Annotated in this window: 17 protein-coding genes and 1 tRNA gene; 3 read left to right on the forward strand and 15 right to left on the reverse strand. The window is 73.1% G+C overall.

The features are described from left to right. Window positions 1–38 precede the first annotated feature (38 nt). The gene (locus ACFYTT_RS06920) at window positions 39–830 is read left to right on the forward strand and encodes an SGNH/GDSL hydrolase family protein (protein WP_131055979.1); all 792 of its coding nucleotides are present in this window, start codon (window positions 39–41) and stop codon (window positions 828–830) included. A gap of 89 nt (window positions 831–919) precedes the next feature. Continuing rightward, the gene (locus ACFYTT_RS06925) at window positions 920–2,179 is read left to right on the forward strand and encodes an acetyl-CoA C-acetyltransferase (protein ID WP_387258016.1); all 1,260 of its coding nucleotides are present in this window, start codon (window positions 920–922) and stop codon (window positions 2,177–2,179) included. A gap of 8 nt (window positions 2,180–2,187) precedes the next feature. On the opposite strand, the gene ACFYTT_RS06930 is transcribed toward ACFYTT_RS06925, so the two are convergent. The 3 genes from ACFYTT_RS06930 to ACFYTT_RS06940 all read right to left on the reverse strand — a co-directional run bounded on the left by ACFYTT_RS06930 (window position 2,188) and on the right by ACFYTT_RS06940 (window position 3,663). Then, window positions 2,188–2,520, reverse strand: coding sequence for a hypothetical protein (locus tag ACFYTT_RS06930; protein ID WP_357211738.1), 333 nt, complete (start codon window positions 2,518–2,520; stop codon window positions 2,188–2,190). A gap of 122 nt (window positions 2,521–2,642) precedes the next feature. Next, on the reverse strand, window positions 2,643–3,479 hold the full coding sequence (locus tag ACFYTT_RS06935; RefSeq protein ID WP_176092587.1) for a Bax inhibitor-1/YccA family protein: 837 nt from the start codon (window positions 3,477–3,479) through the stop codon (window positions 2,643–2,645). Window positions 3,480–3,582: 103 nt separating this feature from the next. Then, window positions 3,583–3,663, reverse strand: a tRNA-Leu gene (locus ACFYTT_RS06940). A 101-nt stretch (window positions 3,664–3,764) separates the two neighbouring features. Here ACFYTT_RS06940 and ACFYTT_RS06945 point away from each other — a divergent pair. Then, a complete protein-coding gene (locus ACFYTT_RS06945; RefSeq protein WP_387258017.1) occupies window positions 3,765–5,591 on the forward strand; it encodes a hypothetical protein in 1,827 nt (608 codons plus the stop codon). A 36-nt stretch (window positions 5,592–5,627) separates the two neighbouring features. Here the strand turns inward: ACFYTT_RS06945 and ACFYTT_RS06950 are convergent, their stop codons facing one another. The 12 genes from ACFYTT_RS06950 to ACFYTT_RS07005 all read right to left on the reverse strand — a co-directional run bounded on the left by ACFYTT_RS06950 (window position 5,628) and on the right by ACFYTT_RS07005 (window position 15,728). Further along, window positions 5,628–6,953: an NAD(P)/FAD-dependent oxidoreductase gene (locus ACFYTT_RS06950; protein ID WP_131056744.1), complete on the reverse strand. Its 1,326-nt coding sequence runs from the start codon at window positions 6,951–6,953 to the stop codon at window positions 5,628–5,630. A 154-nt stretch (window positions 6,954–7,107) separates the two neighbouring features. Next, window positions 7,108–7,662, reverse strand: coding sequence for a hypothetical protein (locus ACFYTT_RS06955; protein ID WP_131056743.1), 555 nt, complete (start codon window positions 7,660–7,662; stop codon window positions 7,108–7,110). Continuing rightward, the gene (locus ACFYTT_RS06960) at window positions 7,659–9,029 is read right to left on the reverse strand and encodes a DUF58 domain-containing protein (protein WP_387258018.1); all 1,371 of its coding nucleotides are present in this window, start codon (window positions 9,027–9,029) and stop codon (window positions 7,659–7,661) included. Before ACFYTT_RS06960 ends, ACFYTT_RS06955 begins: the two co-directional genes overlap by 4 nt. Before the next feature lie 6 nt (window positions 9,030–9,035). Further along, on the reverse strand, window positions 9,036–10,043 hold the full coding sequence (locus ACFYTT_RS06965; RefSeq protein WP_131055442.1) for a MoxR family ATPase: 1,008 nt from the start codon (window positions 10,041–10,043) through the stop codon (window positions 9,036–9,038). Continuing rightward, the gene (locus ACFYTT_RS06970; RefSeq protein ID WP_131055440.1) at window positions 10,043–10,633 is read right to left on the reverse strand and encodes a hypothetical protein; all 591 of its coding nucleotides are present in this window, start codon (window positions 10,631–10,633) and stop codon (window positions 10,043–10,045) included. Before ACFYTT_RS06970 ends, ACFYTT_RS06965 begins: the two co-directional genes overlap by 1 nt. After that, entirely contained in the window at window positions 10,630–11,355 is a 726-nt protein-coding gene (locus ACFYTT_RS06975) for a DUF4129 domain-containing protein (RefSeq protein WP_176095652.1), read from the reverse strand. The genes ACFYTT_RS06970 and ACFYTT_RS06975 overlap by 4 nt, the downstream gene beginning before the upstream one ends. 84 nt (window positions 11,356–11,439) lie before the next feature. Further along, the gene (locus tag ACFYTT_RS06980; RefSeq protein ID WP_387258019.1) at window positions 11,440–12,180 is read right to left on the reverse strand and encodes a uracil-DNA glycosylase; all 741 of its coding nucleotides are present in this window, start codon (window positions 12,178–12,180) and stop codon (window positions 11,440–11,442) included. Beyond that, window positions 12,173–12,859, reverse strand: a complete 687-nt coding sequence (locus ACFYTT_RS06985; protein ID WP_131055438.1) for a dienelactone hydrolase family protein — start codon at window positions 12,857–12,859, stop codon at window positions 12,173–12,175. The genes ACFYTT_RS06980 and ACFYTT_RS06985 overlap by 8 nt, the downstream gene beginning before the upstream one ends. Before the next feature lie 131 nt (window positions 12,860–12,990). Continuing rightward, the gene (locus ACFYTT_RS06990) at window positions 12,991–13,932 is read right to left on the reverse strand and encodes an exopolyphosphatase (RefSeq protein WP_387258639.1); all 942 of its coding nucleotides are present in this window, start codon (window positions 13,930–13,932) and stop codon (window positions 12,991–12,993) included. A 53-nt stretch (window positions 13,933–13,985) separates the two neighbouring features. Next, the gene (locus tag ACFYTT_RS06995) at window positions 13,986–14,519 is read right to left on the reverse strand and encodes an amino-acid N-acetyltransferase (protein WP_176092583.1); all 534 of its coding nucleotides are present in this window, start codon (window positions 14,517–14,519) and stop codon (window positions 13,986–13,988) included. Further along, on the reverse strand, window positions 14,516–15,073 hold the full coding sequence (locus ACFYTT_RS07000; protein ID WP_176092582.1) for a DUF501 domain-containing protein: 558 nt from the start codon (window positions 15,071–15,073) through the stop codon (window positions 14,516–14,518). The genes ACFYTT_RS06995 and ACFYTT_RS07000 overlap by 4 nt, the downstream gene beginning before the upstream one ends. 37 nt (window positions 15,074–15,110) lie before the next feature. Continuing rightward, a complete protein-coding gene (locus tag ACFYTT_RS07005) occupies window positions 15,111–15,728 on the reverse strand; it encodes a septum formation initiator family protein (protein ID WP_176092581.1) in 618 nt (205 codons plus the stop codon). Window positions 15,729–15,757 lie beyond the last annotated feature (29 nt).

Here is a 15,757-nt window from a genome sequence, read left to right on the forward strand (position 1 = left end):
GGGCCACGGTGTACCGGCACGCGCCTGGGAGCGACACGATGACCGGGCGGTCGCCCGGCGCTCGGGTCGCCCGCACGGCCGCCGTCTCCCTGCTCGCCAGCACGCTCGGCGGTGCCGCCGTCCTGGCCGGTCAGGCCGTGGCGGCACGCAACCGCCGGTACGCCCAGCCGGAGCTGGGGCTGGCGCTGCGGGCCACGGTCGGTCGCAGCGACGCGCCGGTGCTGCGTCTGGTGCTGCTCGGCGACTCCTCGGCGCTCGGCGTCGGGGTCGACCGTCTGGGCGACACCATCGGCGGTCAACTGGCCGAGCTGCTCGCCGAGGGACCCGCCGGGCGGCAGGTGCAGCTGTCCAGCGTCGGCGTCTCCGGTTCCCGCTCGACCGACCTGGCCACCCAGGTGGCGCGGGCACTGCTCGGCGAGCGGCCGGACGTCGCGGTCATCCTGGTCGGCGCGAACGACGTGACCAGCATGCGCCGCCCGGCCGACGCCGCCGCCTACCTCGGTGCCGCCGTGCACCGGCTCCGCCAGGCGGGCGTCGAGGTCGTCGTCGGCACCTGCCCGGACCTGGGGGCGGTCCGCGCGATCGCCCCGCCCCTGCGTCAGGTCGTCGGCCTGGTGGGGCGCTGGGTGGCGCGGGCGCAGACCGGCGCGGTCCTGGACGCCGGTGGCACGGTCGTCGACCTGGGCACCGAGACCGGTCCGGTGTTCCGGGCCGACGCGGGCACGTTCTGCCACGACGGCTACCACCCCTCCGCCGACGGCTACCGGGTCTGGGCGCACGCCCTGCTGCCGGCCGTAGTCGCCGCAGCGGCGGTCACGCCTCGTCGCTGACCTGGGTCGATCAGGCCGACGTGGCGGGGTGACATTTCCCGACGGCGGAAAACTTCCGCTGCAAGTTACCGCCGAGTTAGCGTGGGCGCATGCCGATTGAGTCGTCCCGCGACGCCGTGATCGTCGCCACCGCCCGCTCCCCCATCGGCCGGGCCCACAAGGGTTCGCTCCGCGATGTCCGGCCGGACGACCTCGCCGCCACCATCGTGCAGGCCGCCCTGGACAAGATCCCCCAACTCGACCCACGCGAGATCGACGACCTCTACCTGGGGTGCGGTCTGCCCGGTGGTGAGCAGGGCTTCAACATGGCCCGGGTGGTCGCCGTCCTGATGGGCCTGGACGGCCTGCCCGGTGCCACGACCACCCGCTACTGCGCCTCGTCCCTGCAGACCACCCGGATGGCGATGCACGCGATCCGCGCCGGTGAGGGGGACGTCTTCGTCTCCGCCGGGGTCGAGACCGTCTCCCGCTATGCCCGGGGCAACTCCGACGTCCTGCCCCCGGAGGCACAGGCCCTGCTGGGACGCTGGGAGAACCCCCGGTTCGCCGAGGCGCGGGACCGCTCCAGGAGCCGCACGGAAGCCGGTGCTCCGGTCTGGACCGACCCGCGCGAGCAGGGCACGCTGCCCGACGTCTACCTGGCCATGGGGCAGACCGCCGAGAACCTGGCCCAGGTGCACGACGTCAGCCGTGCCGACATGGACGCCTTCGGCGTCCGCAGCCAGAACCTGGCGGAGAAGGCGATCGCCGACGGCTTCTGGGCCCGCGAGATCACCCCGGTCACCACGCCGGACGGCACCGTGGTCACCGCCGACGACGGCCCGCGTGCCGGGGTGACGCTGGAGGCGGTCTCCGCGCTCAAGCCGGTGTTCCGACCGGACGGGCGGATCACCGCCGGCAACTGCTGCCCGCTCAACGACGGCGCCGCCGCCGTGGTCGTGATGAGTGCCCAGCGGGCCGAGGAGTTGGGGGTCACCCCGCTGGCCCGGATCGTCTCGACCGGCGTCACCGCGCTGTCGCCGGAGATCATGGGGCTCGGTCCGGTCGAGGCCAGCCGGCAGGCGCTGGCACGTGCCGGTATGACCATCGACGACGTCGACCTGGTGGAAATCAACGAGGCGTTCGCGGCGCAGGTGATCCCGTCGTACCGGCAGCTCGGCATCCCCGAGGAGAAGCTGAACGTGGCCGGCGGCGCGATCGCGGTCGGTCACCCGTTCGGGATGACCGGCGCCCGGATCACGGGCACCCTGCTCAACGCGTTGCAGTGGCACGACGGGACCATCGGCCTGGAGACCATGTGCGTCGGCGGCGGGCAGGGCATGGCGATGGTCCTCGAACGCCTGAACTGAGGCGGTTCCTAGAGCGCGGTGCGGGTCGCGGCCACCTCGGCGGCGGCCCGCGCCAGCGCTTGCTCGGTGGGGCCGGCGGCCAGCAGGTCGGCGGCGACCACCCGGAGCTGGTCGGGCAGGACGAGGTCGTTGCCGAGCCGGGGCACGGTACGCCGGGGTTGCCCCTCCGCGTCGGCGGCCAGGTCGGCGATCTCCTGCACCAACCGGTGCACCAGGTCCGCCCGGGACACGTCGCCCCGGGAGGCGGTGGCCGCCCAGCGGGGGTGCTGCCAGTGCCCGACCTGCCGCACCAGCAGTTCGACTCCTCGCCCCACCTCGTCCCGCCCCGGCGAATCACCCATCCCCGCACTGTACGCACCGCCCGGGAACCGGCGATCATGCCCGCCGCCGACGGGTCCGACTACGAACGACGGCGCCCGCCCCACGGTGGGGCGGGCGCCGGTCGGTCGCTGGGCGGCGATGATCAGTCGTCGCCCTGGAAGTAGCTCAGCAGGCGCAGCATCTCGATGTAGAGCCAGATCAGGCTGACCAGGATGCCGAAGGCGGCGACCCAGGAGTAGCGCTGCGGCAGGCCCATCCGGACGCCGTCCTCGACCTCCTTGAAGCTGAGGATGAAGCTCAGCGAGGCGACCACGATGCAGACGATGCTGAACCCGATGGCCAGCGGGCTGCCGTCACGCAGACCGGTGTTCACACCGAACATCGCCAGCACCAGGTTGATCAGCATGACGGCGAAGAGACCCGCCATCACGGCGACCATGCCCTTGACGAACTTCGGCGTCGCCCGGATGACCTTCGCCCGGTAGAGCATGGTCATCACGAAGAAGACACCGAAGGTGGCGGTCACCGCCTGGACCACGATGCCGTCGTACAGCGACTCGAAGAACTTGCTCACCGCGCCGACGAGCACGCCCTGGACCACCGCGTACGCGATGACCAGAGCCGGGTTCGCCATCTTGGAGAACGAGATGATCATGCCGAGCACAAGGCCCACGACGGCGGCACCGATCCAGGCGACGCCGAGCAGCGCGTCGGGCACCATCACCCAGGCCGCCGCGCCGGTCACACCGACGATGGCCAGGAGCATGACGGTCTTGACCACCACGTCGTCGATCGACATGGGGGTGACCGCCGGCGGCGCGGACGGGTAACCCGGCGCACCGGGGTAACCGGCCTGCGGCGGGTACTGCTGCTGGGGGTATCCGGGCTGTCCGTACGGCCCGGTCGGGGCGTACCCGGCGGCACGCTCCCGCTCGGCCGCCTGGCCGAGCCGGGCGAGCACCGGGTTCGAAGTCTTCACTCTCTGGCCTCCCTAAGGGGGTCGTGGCACGTCAACGCGCGCTACAAGAGTAGACGGCCGGAGCAGCGCGATGTCGATCGGAATGCTGAGGGAACCCTGAGAGTGCCCGGGGCGGGGGTCGAACCCGCACGCCTTGCGGCAGCCGCTTTTAAGGCGGCCGTGTCTGCCGTTCCACCACCCGGGCGGGTGACCCCGACGCGACGACACGCGTGGTGCAGTGCCACGGTAGCGGGTTCCCGCCCGCTGCGGCGTCCCGCGCGGAGCACCCGCACTAGGGTCGAGGCCGTGAGCAGCGCCGCACCCACCGCACGCGAAAACGGCGTGTCCGAGCGGGCGATCCGCACCACCGATCGGGTACGCCTGCCACGCCGGGCCCGACTGGTGGCGGCCGTCTCACGGCACCGGGCCGACCTGCTGGTGGGGCTGGTGTTCGTGATGCTGGCGGGCTGGCTCACACACGGGCTCTGGCCCGACCCGACGGGGCGGGTGCTCGCCCTCAACCCCGAGGACCAGGTCCTCTACGAGTGGTTCCTGACCGTGGACGCGCGGGCCCTGCTGGGCGATTTCGGGCTGCACACCGACCGGATGAACGCCCCGGACGGGGTGAACCTGATGGCCAACACCTCGGTCGTCGCCCTCGGCCTGCTGTTCGCACCGGTCACCCTGGTGTTCGGCGCGCCGGTCACCTTCGCCCTGCTCGCCGCCGGCAACCTGGCCGCCACCGCGACCGCCTGGTACCTGCTGTTCGCCCGGTTGCTGCGCGTGCACCGCCTGGCCGCCGTCCTGGGCGGCGCGCTGTGCGGCTTCGGCCCCGGGATGGTCTCGCAGACCAACAGCCACCTGCACATGACCGCCCAGTGGCTGCTGCCGGTCGTGGTCTGGCTGGTGGTGCGCCTGCTCCGGGCCGCCGACACCGAGCGGGCCGGACCGGACCGGCGGCGGCTGGTGACCTCCGCCGTGGGGCTCGCCGCCGTGGTCTGCGCCCAGGTGTTCGTCGGCGAGGAGGTGCTCTTCCTCGCCGCCGTCACCCTGCTGGTGATGGCCGCGACCATGGCGGTCGTGGACCGGGACCTGACCCGCCGCGCGCTGCCCGCCTTCGTCGGCGGGATGGCGCTCGCCACCGGGCTGGCCCTGCTGGTGCTCGCCCGGCCGCTGTGGCTCCAGTTCGCCGGGCCGCTCGGCGTCGCCGACGGCATGTTCAGCCCGCACTACTTCTCGGCCGACCTGCGCAGCTGGTGGGCCGTCTCGCCGCTGACCCTGCTCGGTGACGAACGCTCGGCCGCGCTGACCACCGGGCCGGCGGAGTACAACACCTTCCTGGGCTGGCCCCTGCTGGTGGTCACCGCGGGGTGTGCGCTCTGGCTGCGGCGGCGCCCGCTGGCGCTGGCCTGCCTCGCCGGCATCCTGGTGATGGGGACGCTCTCGCTCGGCCCCGAGGTGGTCCACCGGGGCGAGGGCACCGGCCTTCCCGGACCGTACGCGCTGCTGGCCGGGCTGCCGGTGGTGGACGGTGCGTTGCCGATGCGCTTCGCCCTGGCGGTGCCGCCGCTGGCGGCGACGATCCTGGTGCTCGCGCTGGACCGGGCGCTGCGCGCGGGCCGGCGCGCCCGACGACTGGCGCTGGTGACGGCCGGTGTGGTGCTCCTGCCACTGGTGCCGACGCCGCTGCCCACCGCCGCGCGCACGCCGGTGCCCGAGTTCGTCACCGCCGGGCACTGGCGGACCTGCGTCGAACCGGGCGGGGTGCTGATGCCGGTGCCGTTGGCGACGCCGAAGGACCCCTGGCCGATGCGGTGGTCGACGGCCGCCGACGCCGCCTTCGGCATGCCGGAGGGGTTCTTCATCGGCCCGCACGGCCGGGGCGGCAGCGCCGCGATGGGAGTGGCCCCACGGCCCACCTCCACGCTGCTCGCCGAGGTGGCCCGGAGCGGTCTACGGCCGGTGGTCGGTGCGAACCAGCGCCGCCGGGCCGCCGAGGACGTGCGGCACTGGGGTGTCTCCTGCGTGGTGCTGGCGGTCGCCACGGCGCACGCGGACAGCCTGCGGCTGACCCTGGAGGCGCTCTACGGGCCGTCCAGCCGGGTGGCCGACGCCTGGATCTGGCGGGTCTGAGCCCGCGCGGCCGGTGGGCCGCGCGGGCTCGGACCACTACGCCTTGGAGCCCGGGTAGGACGCCTCGGCGAACTCCTCGCGCGGGTCGTGCAACTGACCGAGGGCGACCACCTCACGCTTGAGGAAGAACGCCAACGTCCAGTCGACCACCACCCGGACCTTGCGGTTGAACGAGGGGATCCGGCTCATGTGGTACGTCCGGTGCATGAACCACGCCGGCCAGCCGGTCATCTTGATGCCGTAGACCTGGGCCACGCCCTTGTGCAGGCCGAGGCTCGCCACGCTGCCGGCGTGCTTGTGCTTGTAGTCGACCGGCTGCTCGCCACGGACCACGGCGACGATGTTGTCGGCCATCCGCTGGGCCTGGCGTACCGCGTGCTGGGCGCTGGGCGAGCAGAAGTTGCCCGGCGGCTTGGTCAGGTCCGGTACGGCGGCGCAGTCACCGGCGCTCCAGGCGCCATCGAGGACCCGGTCCCCGTCGACCACCTGGAGGGTGGGTCGGCAGGTGACCCGACGCCGCTCGTCGCGGGGGAAGTCGGTGGCGTCCAGCATCGGTGCCGGCTTCACGCCCGCCGTCCACACGATGGTGTCCGAGGGGAAGCTGTCCCCGTCGGAGAGCGTGACCACCCCGTCGACGCAGGACTCCAGGCGGGTGTCCAGCCGGATGTCCATGTCCCGCTTCAGCAACTGCTGCACGGTGTAGGCACCCATGTCCCGGTCGACCTCGGGAAGCACCCGTTGGGTGGCCTCGACCAGCACCCACCGCATGTCCGACGCCGTCAGCTCCGGGTAGTACTTCAGCGCGTGCCGGGCCATGTCCTCCATCTCGGCGAGCGCCTCGATGCCGGCGTACCCGCCACCGACGAAGACGAAGGTGAGGGCGCGGCGCCGTACCTCCGGGTCGGTCGTCGCGGCCGCCACGTCCAACTGCTCCAACACGTGGTTGCGCAGATAGATGGCCTCACCGATGGTCTTGAACCCGATGCCGTGCTCGTGCAGGCCCGGGATGGGCAGGGTCCGGGAGACCGAACCCGGTGCGACCACGACGTGGTCGTACGCGATCTCGCGCGGCGGGCCGATGATCGGCTGCACGGTGGCGGTCTTGCGGTCGTGCTCGATACGGGTCACCGCACCGGCCACCACCGTGCACTTGCGCAACTCGCGACGCAGCGGCACCACGGAGTGCCGCGGAGAGATGTTCCCTCCCGACGCCTCGGGGAGGAACGGCTGGTAGGTCATGTGCGGCTGCGGGTCGACGACGATGACCTCGGCCTCACGAGAGCTGAGCTTCTTCGACAGGCGCAGGGCCGCGTAGAGCCCGACGTGCCCGGCACCCACCACAAGGATCCGCTTCGGATTCACACTTACATCTTTCCCGCGCCAGCCCCGGTAACCCCGCTCGCGGCACCCTTCTGTGACCGAGCACAACCTGAGTGTGACCCGCGCTACCGCAGGGACGAAACCGGACGCATCCCTGCGGCCCCGCAGGCCCCGGCGGCCCCGGCAGAACCGCCGTTCACCTGCGTCGCAGCAGCCAGGCCAGCATCGCGGTCAACCCGGTTACCACCAGCAGACCGGCGATGGTGACGGGAATCCGGCCGGTGCCGTCGCCGCCGACCCGGGCCAATTCGACGAGCAGCACCCCGAGGACCGACGTGGCGAGCACCACTACGCCCGCCCGTGTGAGCCAACGCACGATCAGGTCCGGGTCCACTGCGGCGTCGTACGGCAGCAGCGCCGCCAGGGCGGTCACCGTGTGCGCGAGGTAGAGCAGCGCCGCCACGGTCAGCAGCCGCCACAACGCGATCGGTCGCTCGTGCAGGTCGGTGGCGAGCACCCAGCCGGCGACCGTGACCAGCGCGGCGAAACTCGGCCAGAACCGGTGCGGCGAGAGCGCGGGCGCCACCGCGACCACGGCCAACGCACCGAGCGTCGGCCCCTGGAGCATCTGGACGGGGTATGACAGCAGCAGTCCGGCGAAGGTGACGAGGAAGACGCCGAGACGCACCAGGACGGGGGCCAGGGTGATCCGGACGGCCGCCGTTCGTACCGCCTTGAGCCGTGCGATCACCGGCCACCCACCCGGGGTGCGGTGGCCAGCCGGGCCACGTCCCGCAGCACCTGGTCGAGGCTGCCCGCACCGGCCCAGGGCACCACCGGCACCCCGTGCTCGCGAAGCTGGGCGATCATCGTGTCCCGGTCCAGCCGCCACAGCCGGTACGCCACCTCGGCCCAGCCCCGGTCGGTCGGCGGGGTGAGGTCGGACGGCAGGGTGTCCACCGCGACCACGAACCGGCCCGAGCGGGCCAGCCGGGCCAGCATCTGCGCCGACCGCTCCTCCAGCAGCGGCGTGAGCACCACCACCAGTGCGTCGGCGGAGAGCACCTGCGGCCCGAACACCTGGTCGTAGGGCTCGTGCGGAGAGGACTGCGCCTTCACGTCCAGCAGCCACTCCAGGACCGTCAGGTACTGGCGGCGTCCGGTGGCCGGACGCAGGCGCCGGGCGCTCGGGCCGTACTCCAGCAACGCCACCCGGTCGCCCCGGTGCAGGTAGTGCTCGGCGATGGCGGCGGCGGCCCGCACCGTCGTGTCCAGCACCGAGGCGGTGCCGGCGACCCCGCCGGAACGTCCCGCCTCGGCGAGCACGTCGAGCAGCACGACCACCTCGGCGTCCCGGTCGGAGAGGGTGGACGCCACGTGCAGTTGCCGGGCCCGCAGCGACACCCGCCAGTCGATGCGACGCAGCCGGTCACCGGGGGCGAACACACGGACACCGGCCAGCTCGCCGCCCTCGCCGGGCCGGCGCGAATGGTGCGCGCCGACCAGGCCTGCGGCCCGGGGCATCGCCTCGACGGCGTCGAACGGCTCGGTCTTCGGGTACACCCTGGACCTGATCGGCTCGGCGTACACCGCGCGGGACGTCAGCAGACCCTGCCCGGCGGCGACCCGGGCACCGGCCGGCCCGATCCGGTGCCGCCCCCACCGCAGCGCGGTGCCGGAGAGTTCCAGGTCGACTGCGGTGTCCGGGCTGACCGAGGTGACGAAGGGCCGGTCGGTCGGCGAGGCGCGGCGGCCGGTGGGCGCGTCGCCACCGGCGAGGGCCGCGCGGGTCACCCGCAACCACGGCGAGACGCGGGTACGCAGCACCGCCACGTCGTACGGCACGGTGCCCGGGTTGCCGACGCTGACCGTGCCGCTCACCTCACCGCCCTCCACCAGGTGCGCCTCGTCGGCACTGATCCACACCTGCGGCAGCTCGGTCGGTCGGCGGCGCAACGCGTACGCGGTGCCGAGCGCGAACGGCACCGCCAGCACGACCAGGTCGACCCGGCCCAACAACACTGCGGCGGCCAGCAGCAGGCCGGTGAGCAGCACCGCTCGGCCGAGCGCCGCGGTGGGCGTCCAGGCGGGCGGGGCCGGTCGGTCCGGAGCGGTCACGACGGGTCAGTGTCCCGGTCCACCGGCGGCGTAGCTGGGCAGCGCACCACTGGCCGGGGCGGGGGTGGCGTCCAGGACCTCGCCGACCACGAAGGACGGGTCGACCCGCCGCAGCCACATCTCCGGCCGCAACGTGATCCGGTGCGAGAGCGCCGGTGCCGCGACGTCCTTGACGTCCTCCGGCACCACGTAGTCCCGGCCGGAGAGCACGGCCCGTACCCGGGCCAGCAGCAGCAGTGCCAACGAACCACGCGGCGAGGCACCGACCAGCACCGACGGGTGTTCCCGGGTGGCCGCCGTCAGCGACACGATGTACCGGCCGACCGAGTCCTCCACCACCACGTCCTCCAACGCCGCCTGCATGGAGCGCAGGGTGGCGGCGTCCACGACCGGTTTGATCTCGGCCTCCTCGCGGCGGCGGGCCATCCGCCGACGCAGCACCTCCCACTCCTCCTCGTGATCGGGATACCCGAACGACACGCGCAGCAGGAAACGGTCCAGCTGCGCCTCCGGCAGCGGGTAGGTGCCCTCGTACTCGATCGGGTTGGCGGTGGCGAGCACGTGGAAGGGCTCGTCCAGACGGTAGGTGACCCCCTCCACCGAGACCTGCTTCTCCTGCATCGCCTCCAGCAGGGCGGACTGGGTCTTCGGCGGCGTCCGGTTGATCTCGTCGGCCAGCAGCAGGTTGGTGAAGACCGGGCCGGCCCGGAAGGTGAAGTCGCCGCTGCGCTGGTCGTAGAGGAAAGAGCCGGTGACGTCGGCGGGCAGCAGGTCCGGGGTGAACTGGAGACGACGGAAGTCCAGCCCGAGCGCCTGGGCGAAGGACCGCGCGGTGAGCGTCTTGCCCAGGCCGGGCAGATCCTCCAGCAGCACGTGTCCACCGGCGAGGATGCCGGCGAGGACGAGTTCCAGCGAATCCCGCTTGCCGACGACGACCTGGCCCACCGCGTCCAGCACCGCCCGGGCGAGGCGGCCGACCTCGGCAGGGGGCATCGTCTGGCCGGCGTCGTTCATCAGATCTTCTCCAGTTCGGCGACGATCGCCGCGAGATCGCGCGGCGAAGGGGTACGGCGGGGCGGGGTGTCCAGGAACGTCGACAGTCGCTCACCCAGCAGGGCCCGGGCCCGGCCCGGATCCGACTCGCGGGTCATGCCGTGCTTGAGCCGGAGCCGCTCGTCGGCCAGCTCGGCGAGGCGGGGCAGGATCATGTGGGAGAAGCGTTCCGGCTGGCCCTTGGACCACTCCAGCGGAATCTCCCAACCGTTGATCGCGGTCCGCAACGCGTCCCGGGCGTCCCAGTTGTACATCCCGTCCTCCTCCCCGTGCTGCTGCGGTCGCGCCCCCGTCTGTCCGGAGCGCGACGGCGGGGCGAGCGTGGCGACGATACGGCGTACCGCGAACACGGTGACGACTCCGGCGACCAGCACCACCAGGGACACCCGCAACCCGACCGCCCGTAGCCCGGCGATCAGGACCACGGTCGCGGCGGCGGTGACGGCGAGGAACCCGACGACGCTCCGCAGCCGCCCACCCCGGGGCGCCTCCTGCTGGACCGGCCGTTCCTCCTCGAAACTGAGCAGGTCGTCGATACTGGTCTTGCTCATGCCATCACGTCCCGCTCGACGGTGGCCGCGAGTTCGCCGCGCAACCGGCGCAGGGCGGCGCGGGCCTGGTCGCGGGTGCGCTCGTCGACCGGGCGGGTCGCGTACCGCGCCTCGCGGTAGACGTGTGCCAACTCGGCCAGCACGTCGGCGCTGACGATAGCCGGCACCCCGTTCGCGGAGTCGCCGCGTAGCAGCCGGGTGACCAGGTCGGTCGGGGTGTCGCCGGCCAGCCGGGGCACCCCGACACCGGCGGCGGCCTCTTCGAGGCGGACCCAACAGGCGATCACCGCGGTCCTCGGGTCGGTGGCGCGGTCGTCCAGGTCGACCAGGCCGGCGTCGACTGCGGCGACCACCTCGCGGGCGGTGCCTGCGGCGCTGCGGCGAGCCGGACGGGCGGGCAGTCGCCGGGTTACCCGGCGCGCCATGCCACGGATCACCGTCCAGGCGAGATAGCCGATGACCACGAGCAGGACGACGCCGAGCAGCGCCAACGCCACCGTGCCGAGCCAGGGCGGGATCTCGGTCCGGGTCTGCTCGGCGGCCTCGCGCGGCTCGGCCGGGATCGAGGGACGCGGATCGTCGGTCGGGTACTCCAGGACGAACGGGGCGTCCTGCACGGCCGGCGGGACCCGGCTCGCGCCGATCGACGAGTGCGCGGCGGCCAGCGTGACGAGGGCGAGCAGGCCGATCACCGCGGTGACGGGCCACCACTTGCGCAGCAGGTCCACTCCGACCTACCTTCGCTCCACCAGGGCGTACGGCGGGCTCGTCTGCGTCACGTCCGCCATCTCCACCACCCCGCAGCGTCAGTCCAGCCCGGCCAGTTGTCTCGCCCGGGCGAACACATCGTCAAGCATTCCTGGTGTCAGCCGTCCGGTGAAGGTGTTCTGCTGGCTGACGTGGTAGCAACCGAGCAGTTCCGGTACGGCCGTGCCGGACCAGTGTGCCCCATGGCCGAACGACGGTCGCGGGCTGGGCGGACGGACGCCGTACACGTGGCGCAACATCGGCCACCACGCGGCCCAGGCGAAGGCACCCAACGCGACCACCACCCGCAGCGTCGGCCGGATCAGGTCGACCTCCCGGTACGACCAGGGCGCGCAGGTGTCCCGCTCGGCCGGGCTCGGCTTGTTCTCCGGCGGGGCGCACCGCACCGCCGCGAAGATCCGGGTGTCCCGCAGGGTCAGTCCGTCGTCGGCGGACACGCTGGTCGGCTGGTTGGCCAGGCCGGCGCGGTGCAGCGCGGCGAAGAGCACTTCGCCGGAGCGGTCGCCGGTGAAGACCCGGCCGGTGCGGTTGCCGCCGTGCGCCGCCGGCGCGAGCCCGAGCACGGCGATCCGGGCCTCGGGGGCGCCGAAACCGGGCACCGGTCGACCCCAGTACTCCTGGTCGCGGAAGGCGGCACGTCTGGTCCGCGCCACCTCCTCCCGCCAGTCGACCAGCCGGGGGCAGGCGAAGCAGTCGGCGACGGCCGCGTCGAGGTCGGCGAGATCGGTCGCCCGCGCGGCGCGGGCGACCACGTCGGCCGGGGTACGCGACTCAGCCAAGCTTGGCCCGGAACAGTTCGAGGGTGCGGGCCCAGGCGCTGGTGGCGGCACGCAGGTCGAACTTCTCCGGCCGGTCCTCGTTGAAGAAGGCGTGCGCGGTGCCCGGGTAGTCGTGCAACTGGCAGGTGCCACCGGCGTTCTCGATCGCCCGGCGTACCGTCTGGACCCCCGGGTCGGTGGAGGTGCCGTCCGCCTCGGAGCAGTGCACGAGGGCGTCCTTGCCGGCGTAGTCGGTCCACTCCGGACGCATGCCCTCCCAGGGCAGCCGGGGATAGAACGCGGCGGCGGCGACGATCCGCTCGGAGTGGCTGGCCGCCCAGAGCGCCAGGCTCGCCCCGGCGCAGAAACCCGCGCAGCCGACCTTCCCGGTCACCTCGGAACGCCCGGCGAGGTACTCGGCGGCCACCGCGATCTCGCGTGCCGCCTCGTCCATCTGCGGGCCGTTCAACAGCCGTCGGGGCTCGCTCGGCTTGCCCGCCGGCTCGCCGTGCCGGAAGTCCGGCGCCAGCGCGACGAAACCCGCCTCGGCGAAGCGGTCCACCACCGACCGGATCTGCGGCACCAGGCCCCACCAGTCCTGGATGACGATGACCGCAGGGCTGGCCGTGCCACTGGCGGGCACCGCGAGGTACCCCTCGCCGGTACCTCCGTCGCCACGATAAGTAACCATCTCGCCCATCGGCCCATCCTCCTAGCGGTCAGTCAACGCTGGCTGGTCGCCCAGTGGTCGTACGTGTCGGTAGCCTGCCACGCGGTGACCGTCGCTAGGAAGATGCGGGAGCAGTGGTGTTCACCTCCCGTTCGCGTGCCTCAGGTCGTGGGCTGCGCCAGGCTCCACGCGATGCCGTCGAGGATGTCGTGCTCGGAGGCGACGACCGAGTCCATGCCGGCCCGTTCCATGATCACTCGGAGGACGAGCGCGCCCGCACCGATCACGTCGGCCCGGCCCGGATGCATCACCGGGATCGCCAACCGCTGCTCCCGATCCGCCGCCAGCAGCTCGGCGGTCACCTGCGCCACCCGGTCGTAGGACACCCGGGCGTGGTGGATGCGGGTCGGGTCGTACCCGGTGAGGCCCTGGGCGATCGCGACCACGGTGGTGACCGACCCGGCGAGCCCGACCAGCGTGGCCGCCCCACGTCCCGGCACCACCGTCAGCGCGCGGTCGACCGCCACCGCGATGTCGGCCTGCGCGGCGGCGATCTCGTCCAGCCCGGGCGGGTCACCGTGCAGGTGCCGCTCGGTCATCCGGACGCAGCCGATGTCCATCGAGATCGCCGCGTCGACGCCGCCCTCCCGGCTGCCCACCACGAACTCGGTGGAGCCGCCGCCGATGTCCACCACGAGGAACGGCGACCGGGCGTCGGAGGGCAGGCCGCGTACCGCGCCGGTGAAGGAGAGCCGGGCCTCCTCGTCGCCGCTGACCACCTCCGGCGCCACGCCCAGCGTCTGCTGCACCATGTCCCGGAACTCGGCGGCGTTCTCCGCGTCCCGACTGGCCGAGGTGGCGCACATCCGCACCCGCTCCACACCGAGCTTCTCGATCTCGGCGGCGTAGTCGGCGAGCGCGACCCGGGTCCGCTCGATCGCCTCGGGGGCGAGCCGGCCGGTGGCGTCGACACCCTGACCCAGCCGGACGATCTCCATCCGCCGGGACACGTCGCGCAGCGGCGCGGACGACCCGTCCGACGGGTCGGGCAGGTCGGCGACCAGCAACCGGATCGAGTTGGTGCCACAGTCGATGGCGGCCACACGCGTCGTCACGACGGTCACCCTACAGTGGCGTGCCGACCGGGCACCCGGCCTCAGAGGCGCAGCAGCATCCGGGTGTTGCCCAGCGTGTTCGGCTTGACCCGTTCCAGGTCGAGGAACTCGGCGACCCCCTCGTCGTACGAGCGCAGCAACTGCTCGTAGACCGGGTTCGGCACCGGGGCGCCGTCGATCTCGGTGAAGCCGAACGAGCCGAAGAACCGGGTCTCGAAGGTGAGGACGAAGATCCGGGCGATGCCCAGGTCCCGCGCCGCCTCGATCAGCTCGGCCACGATCCGGTGCCCGATCCGGCGGCCCCGACAGGTCGGGTCGACCGCCACCGTCCGGATCTCGGCCAGGTCCTCCCACATCACGTGCAGCGCGCCGCAGCCCACCACCGCGCCGTCGGCGACCCGGCTGGCGACCCGGAACTCCTGCACGTGTTCGTAGAGCGTGACGGTGGCCTTGCTGAGCAGCCGCCGGTCGTCGGTGTAGGTGTCCACCAGCCGGCGGATGGCGCGTACGTCGGCGGTGCGGGCGGGCCGGACCAGGATGTCGTCGGACCCGTCCGGAGCGGGCGCGCCGCTCACTCGGCGTCCGGCACGTCGACGCACCGGCCGGCCGCCCACCAGGGCTCGACCAGGTCCAGCGTCTCGTCACCGAACGGGTTCACGCCGGACCCGGCGCCGAGCGCGTGACCGAGATGGACGTGCAGGCACTTCACCCGGCCGGGCATCCCGCCGGCCGAGATGCCGGCAATCTCGGGGACCTGGCCGATCGACTCCCGCCGGGCGAGGTAGTCCTCGTGCGCGGCCCGGTAGCGGTCGGCCAGCTCCGGGTCGTCGGCCAGCCGGTCGGCCATCTCCCGCATCAACCCGGCCGACTCCAGCCGGCTGCACGCTGCGGTCGCGCGGGGGCAGGTGAGGTAGTACAGCGTCGGGAAGGGAGTGCCGTCGGCCAGTCGGGGCGTCGTCTCCACCACGTCGGGCAGGCCGCACGGGCAGCGGTGCGCCACCGCCCGGGTGCCGCGCGGCGGGCGTCCGAGCTGCGCGGCCACCGCGGCGAGGTCGGCCTCCGTGGCCGGTTCCCGCTTCGGTGGGGGTACGGAGGCCGCCGCCGGCTCCTGCGGTGGTACGACAGTCACGGGTGCCATCTCTCGTTCGTGCGGGGTGGGTCGGTGCTCAGTCGGCGGTCGGGGTCGCGTCGGCGGCGCGCACACTCGACCAGAGTGTGTCGTACCAGCGGTCCGGCACGGACGGGGTGCCGGGCTCGGCGGTGCCGGCGTCCCGGGCGGCGCCGGCCGGGTCGTCGAGCAGCACCACCAACTTCTCACCGGGCCGGGTCATGAAGAACCGCTCCCGCGCCTTGGCCTCGATGAACGCGTCGTCCTGCCACTTCTCGGCCTCCTCGGTCAGCTCGGCGATCAGCTTGCGCTGGGCGTCCTGCGAGGACTCCATCCGCTCGATGTCGGCCTGCTGGTCGAGGTAGACCCGGACCGGATACGTGTAGGCGAGGGCGAGCGCGATCAGCACCGCGACGAGCACGGTGGCCCGGCCGGTGAGACCTCGGGATCGGGGTGCGGAGAGCCGGGTGACGCCGCCTGCGGCGGTACGCCGGGCGGCGGCGGGCCGCTTCGCGGAGCGTACGCCCTCGGCACCGCGGGCAGCCGACGGCGACCGGCCGGCGGTGGTACGCGACTCGGCGCGGACTCCTCCGCCCTCCCGGCCGACGCCGGGCCGACCGGTGCGTCCCGGCCGGCGGGCCGGACGTTGACCACCCGGCGTGCGGCGCTGCTGCATCACACCCCTCCCCCGAGGTTCACCACCCG

The sequence above is a fragment of the Micromonospora sp. NPDC003816 genome, assembly GCF_042874705.1.
GTDB lineage: Bacteria > Actinomycetota > Actinomycetes > Mycobacteriales > Micromonosporaceae > Micromonospora.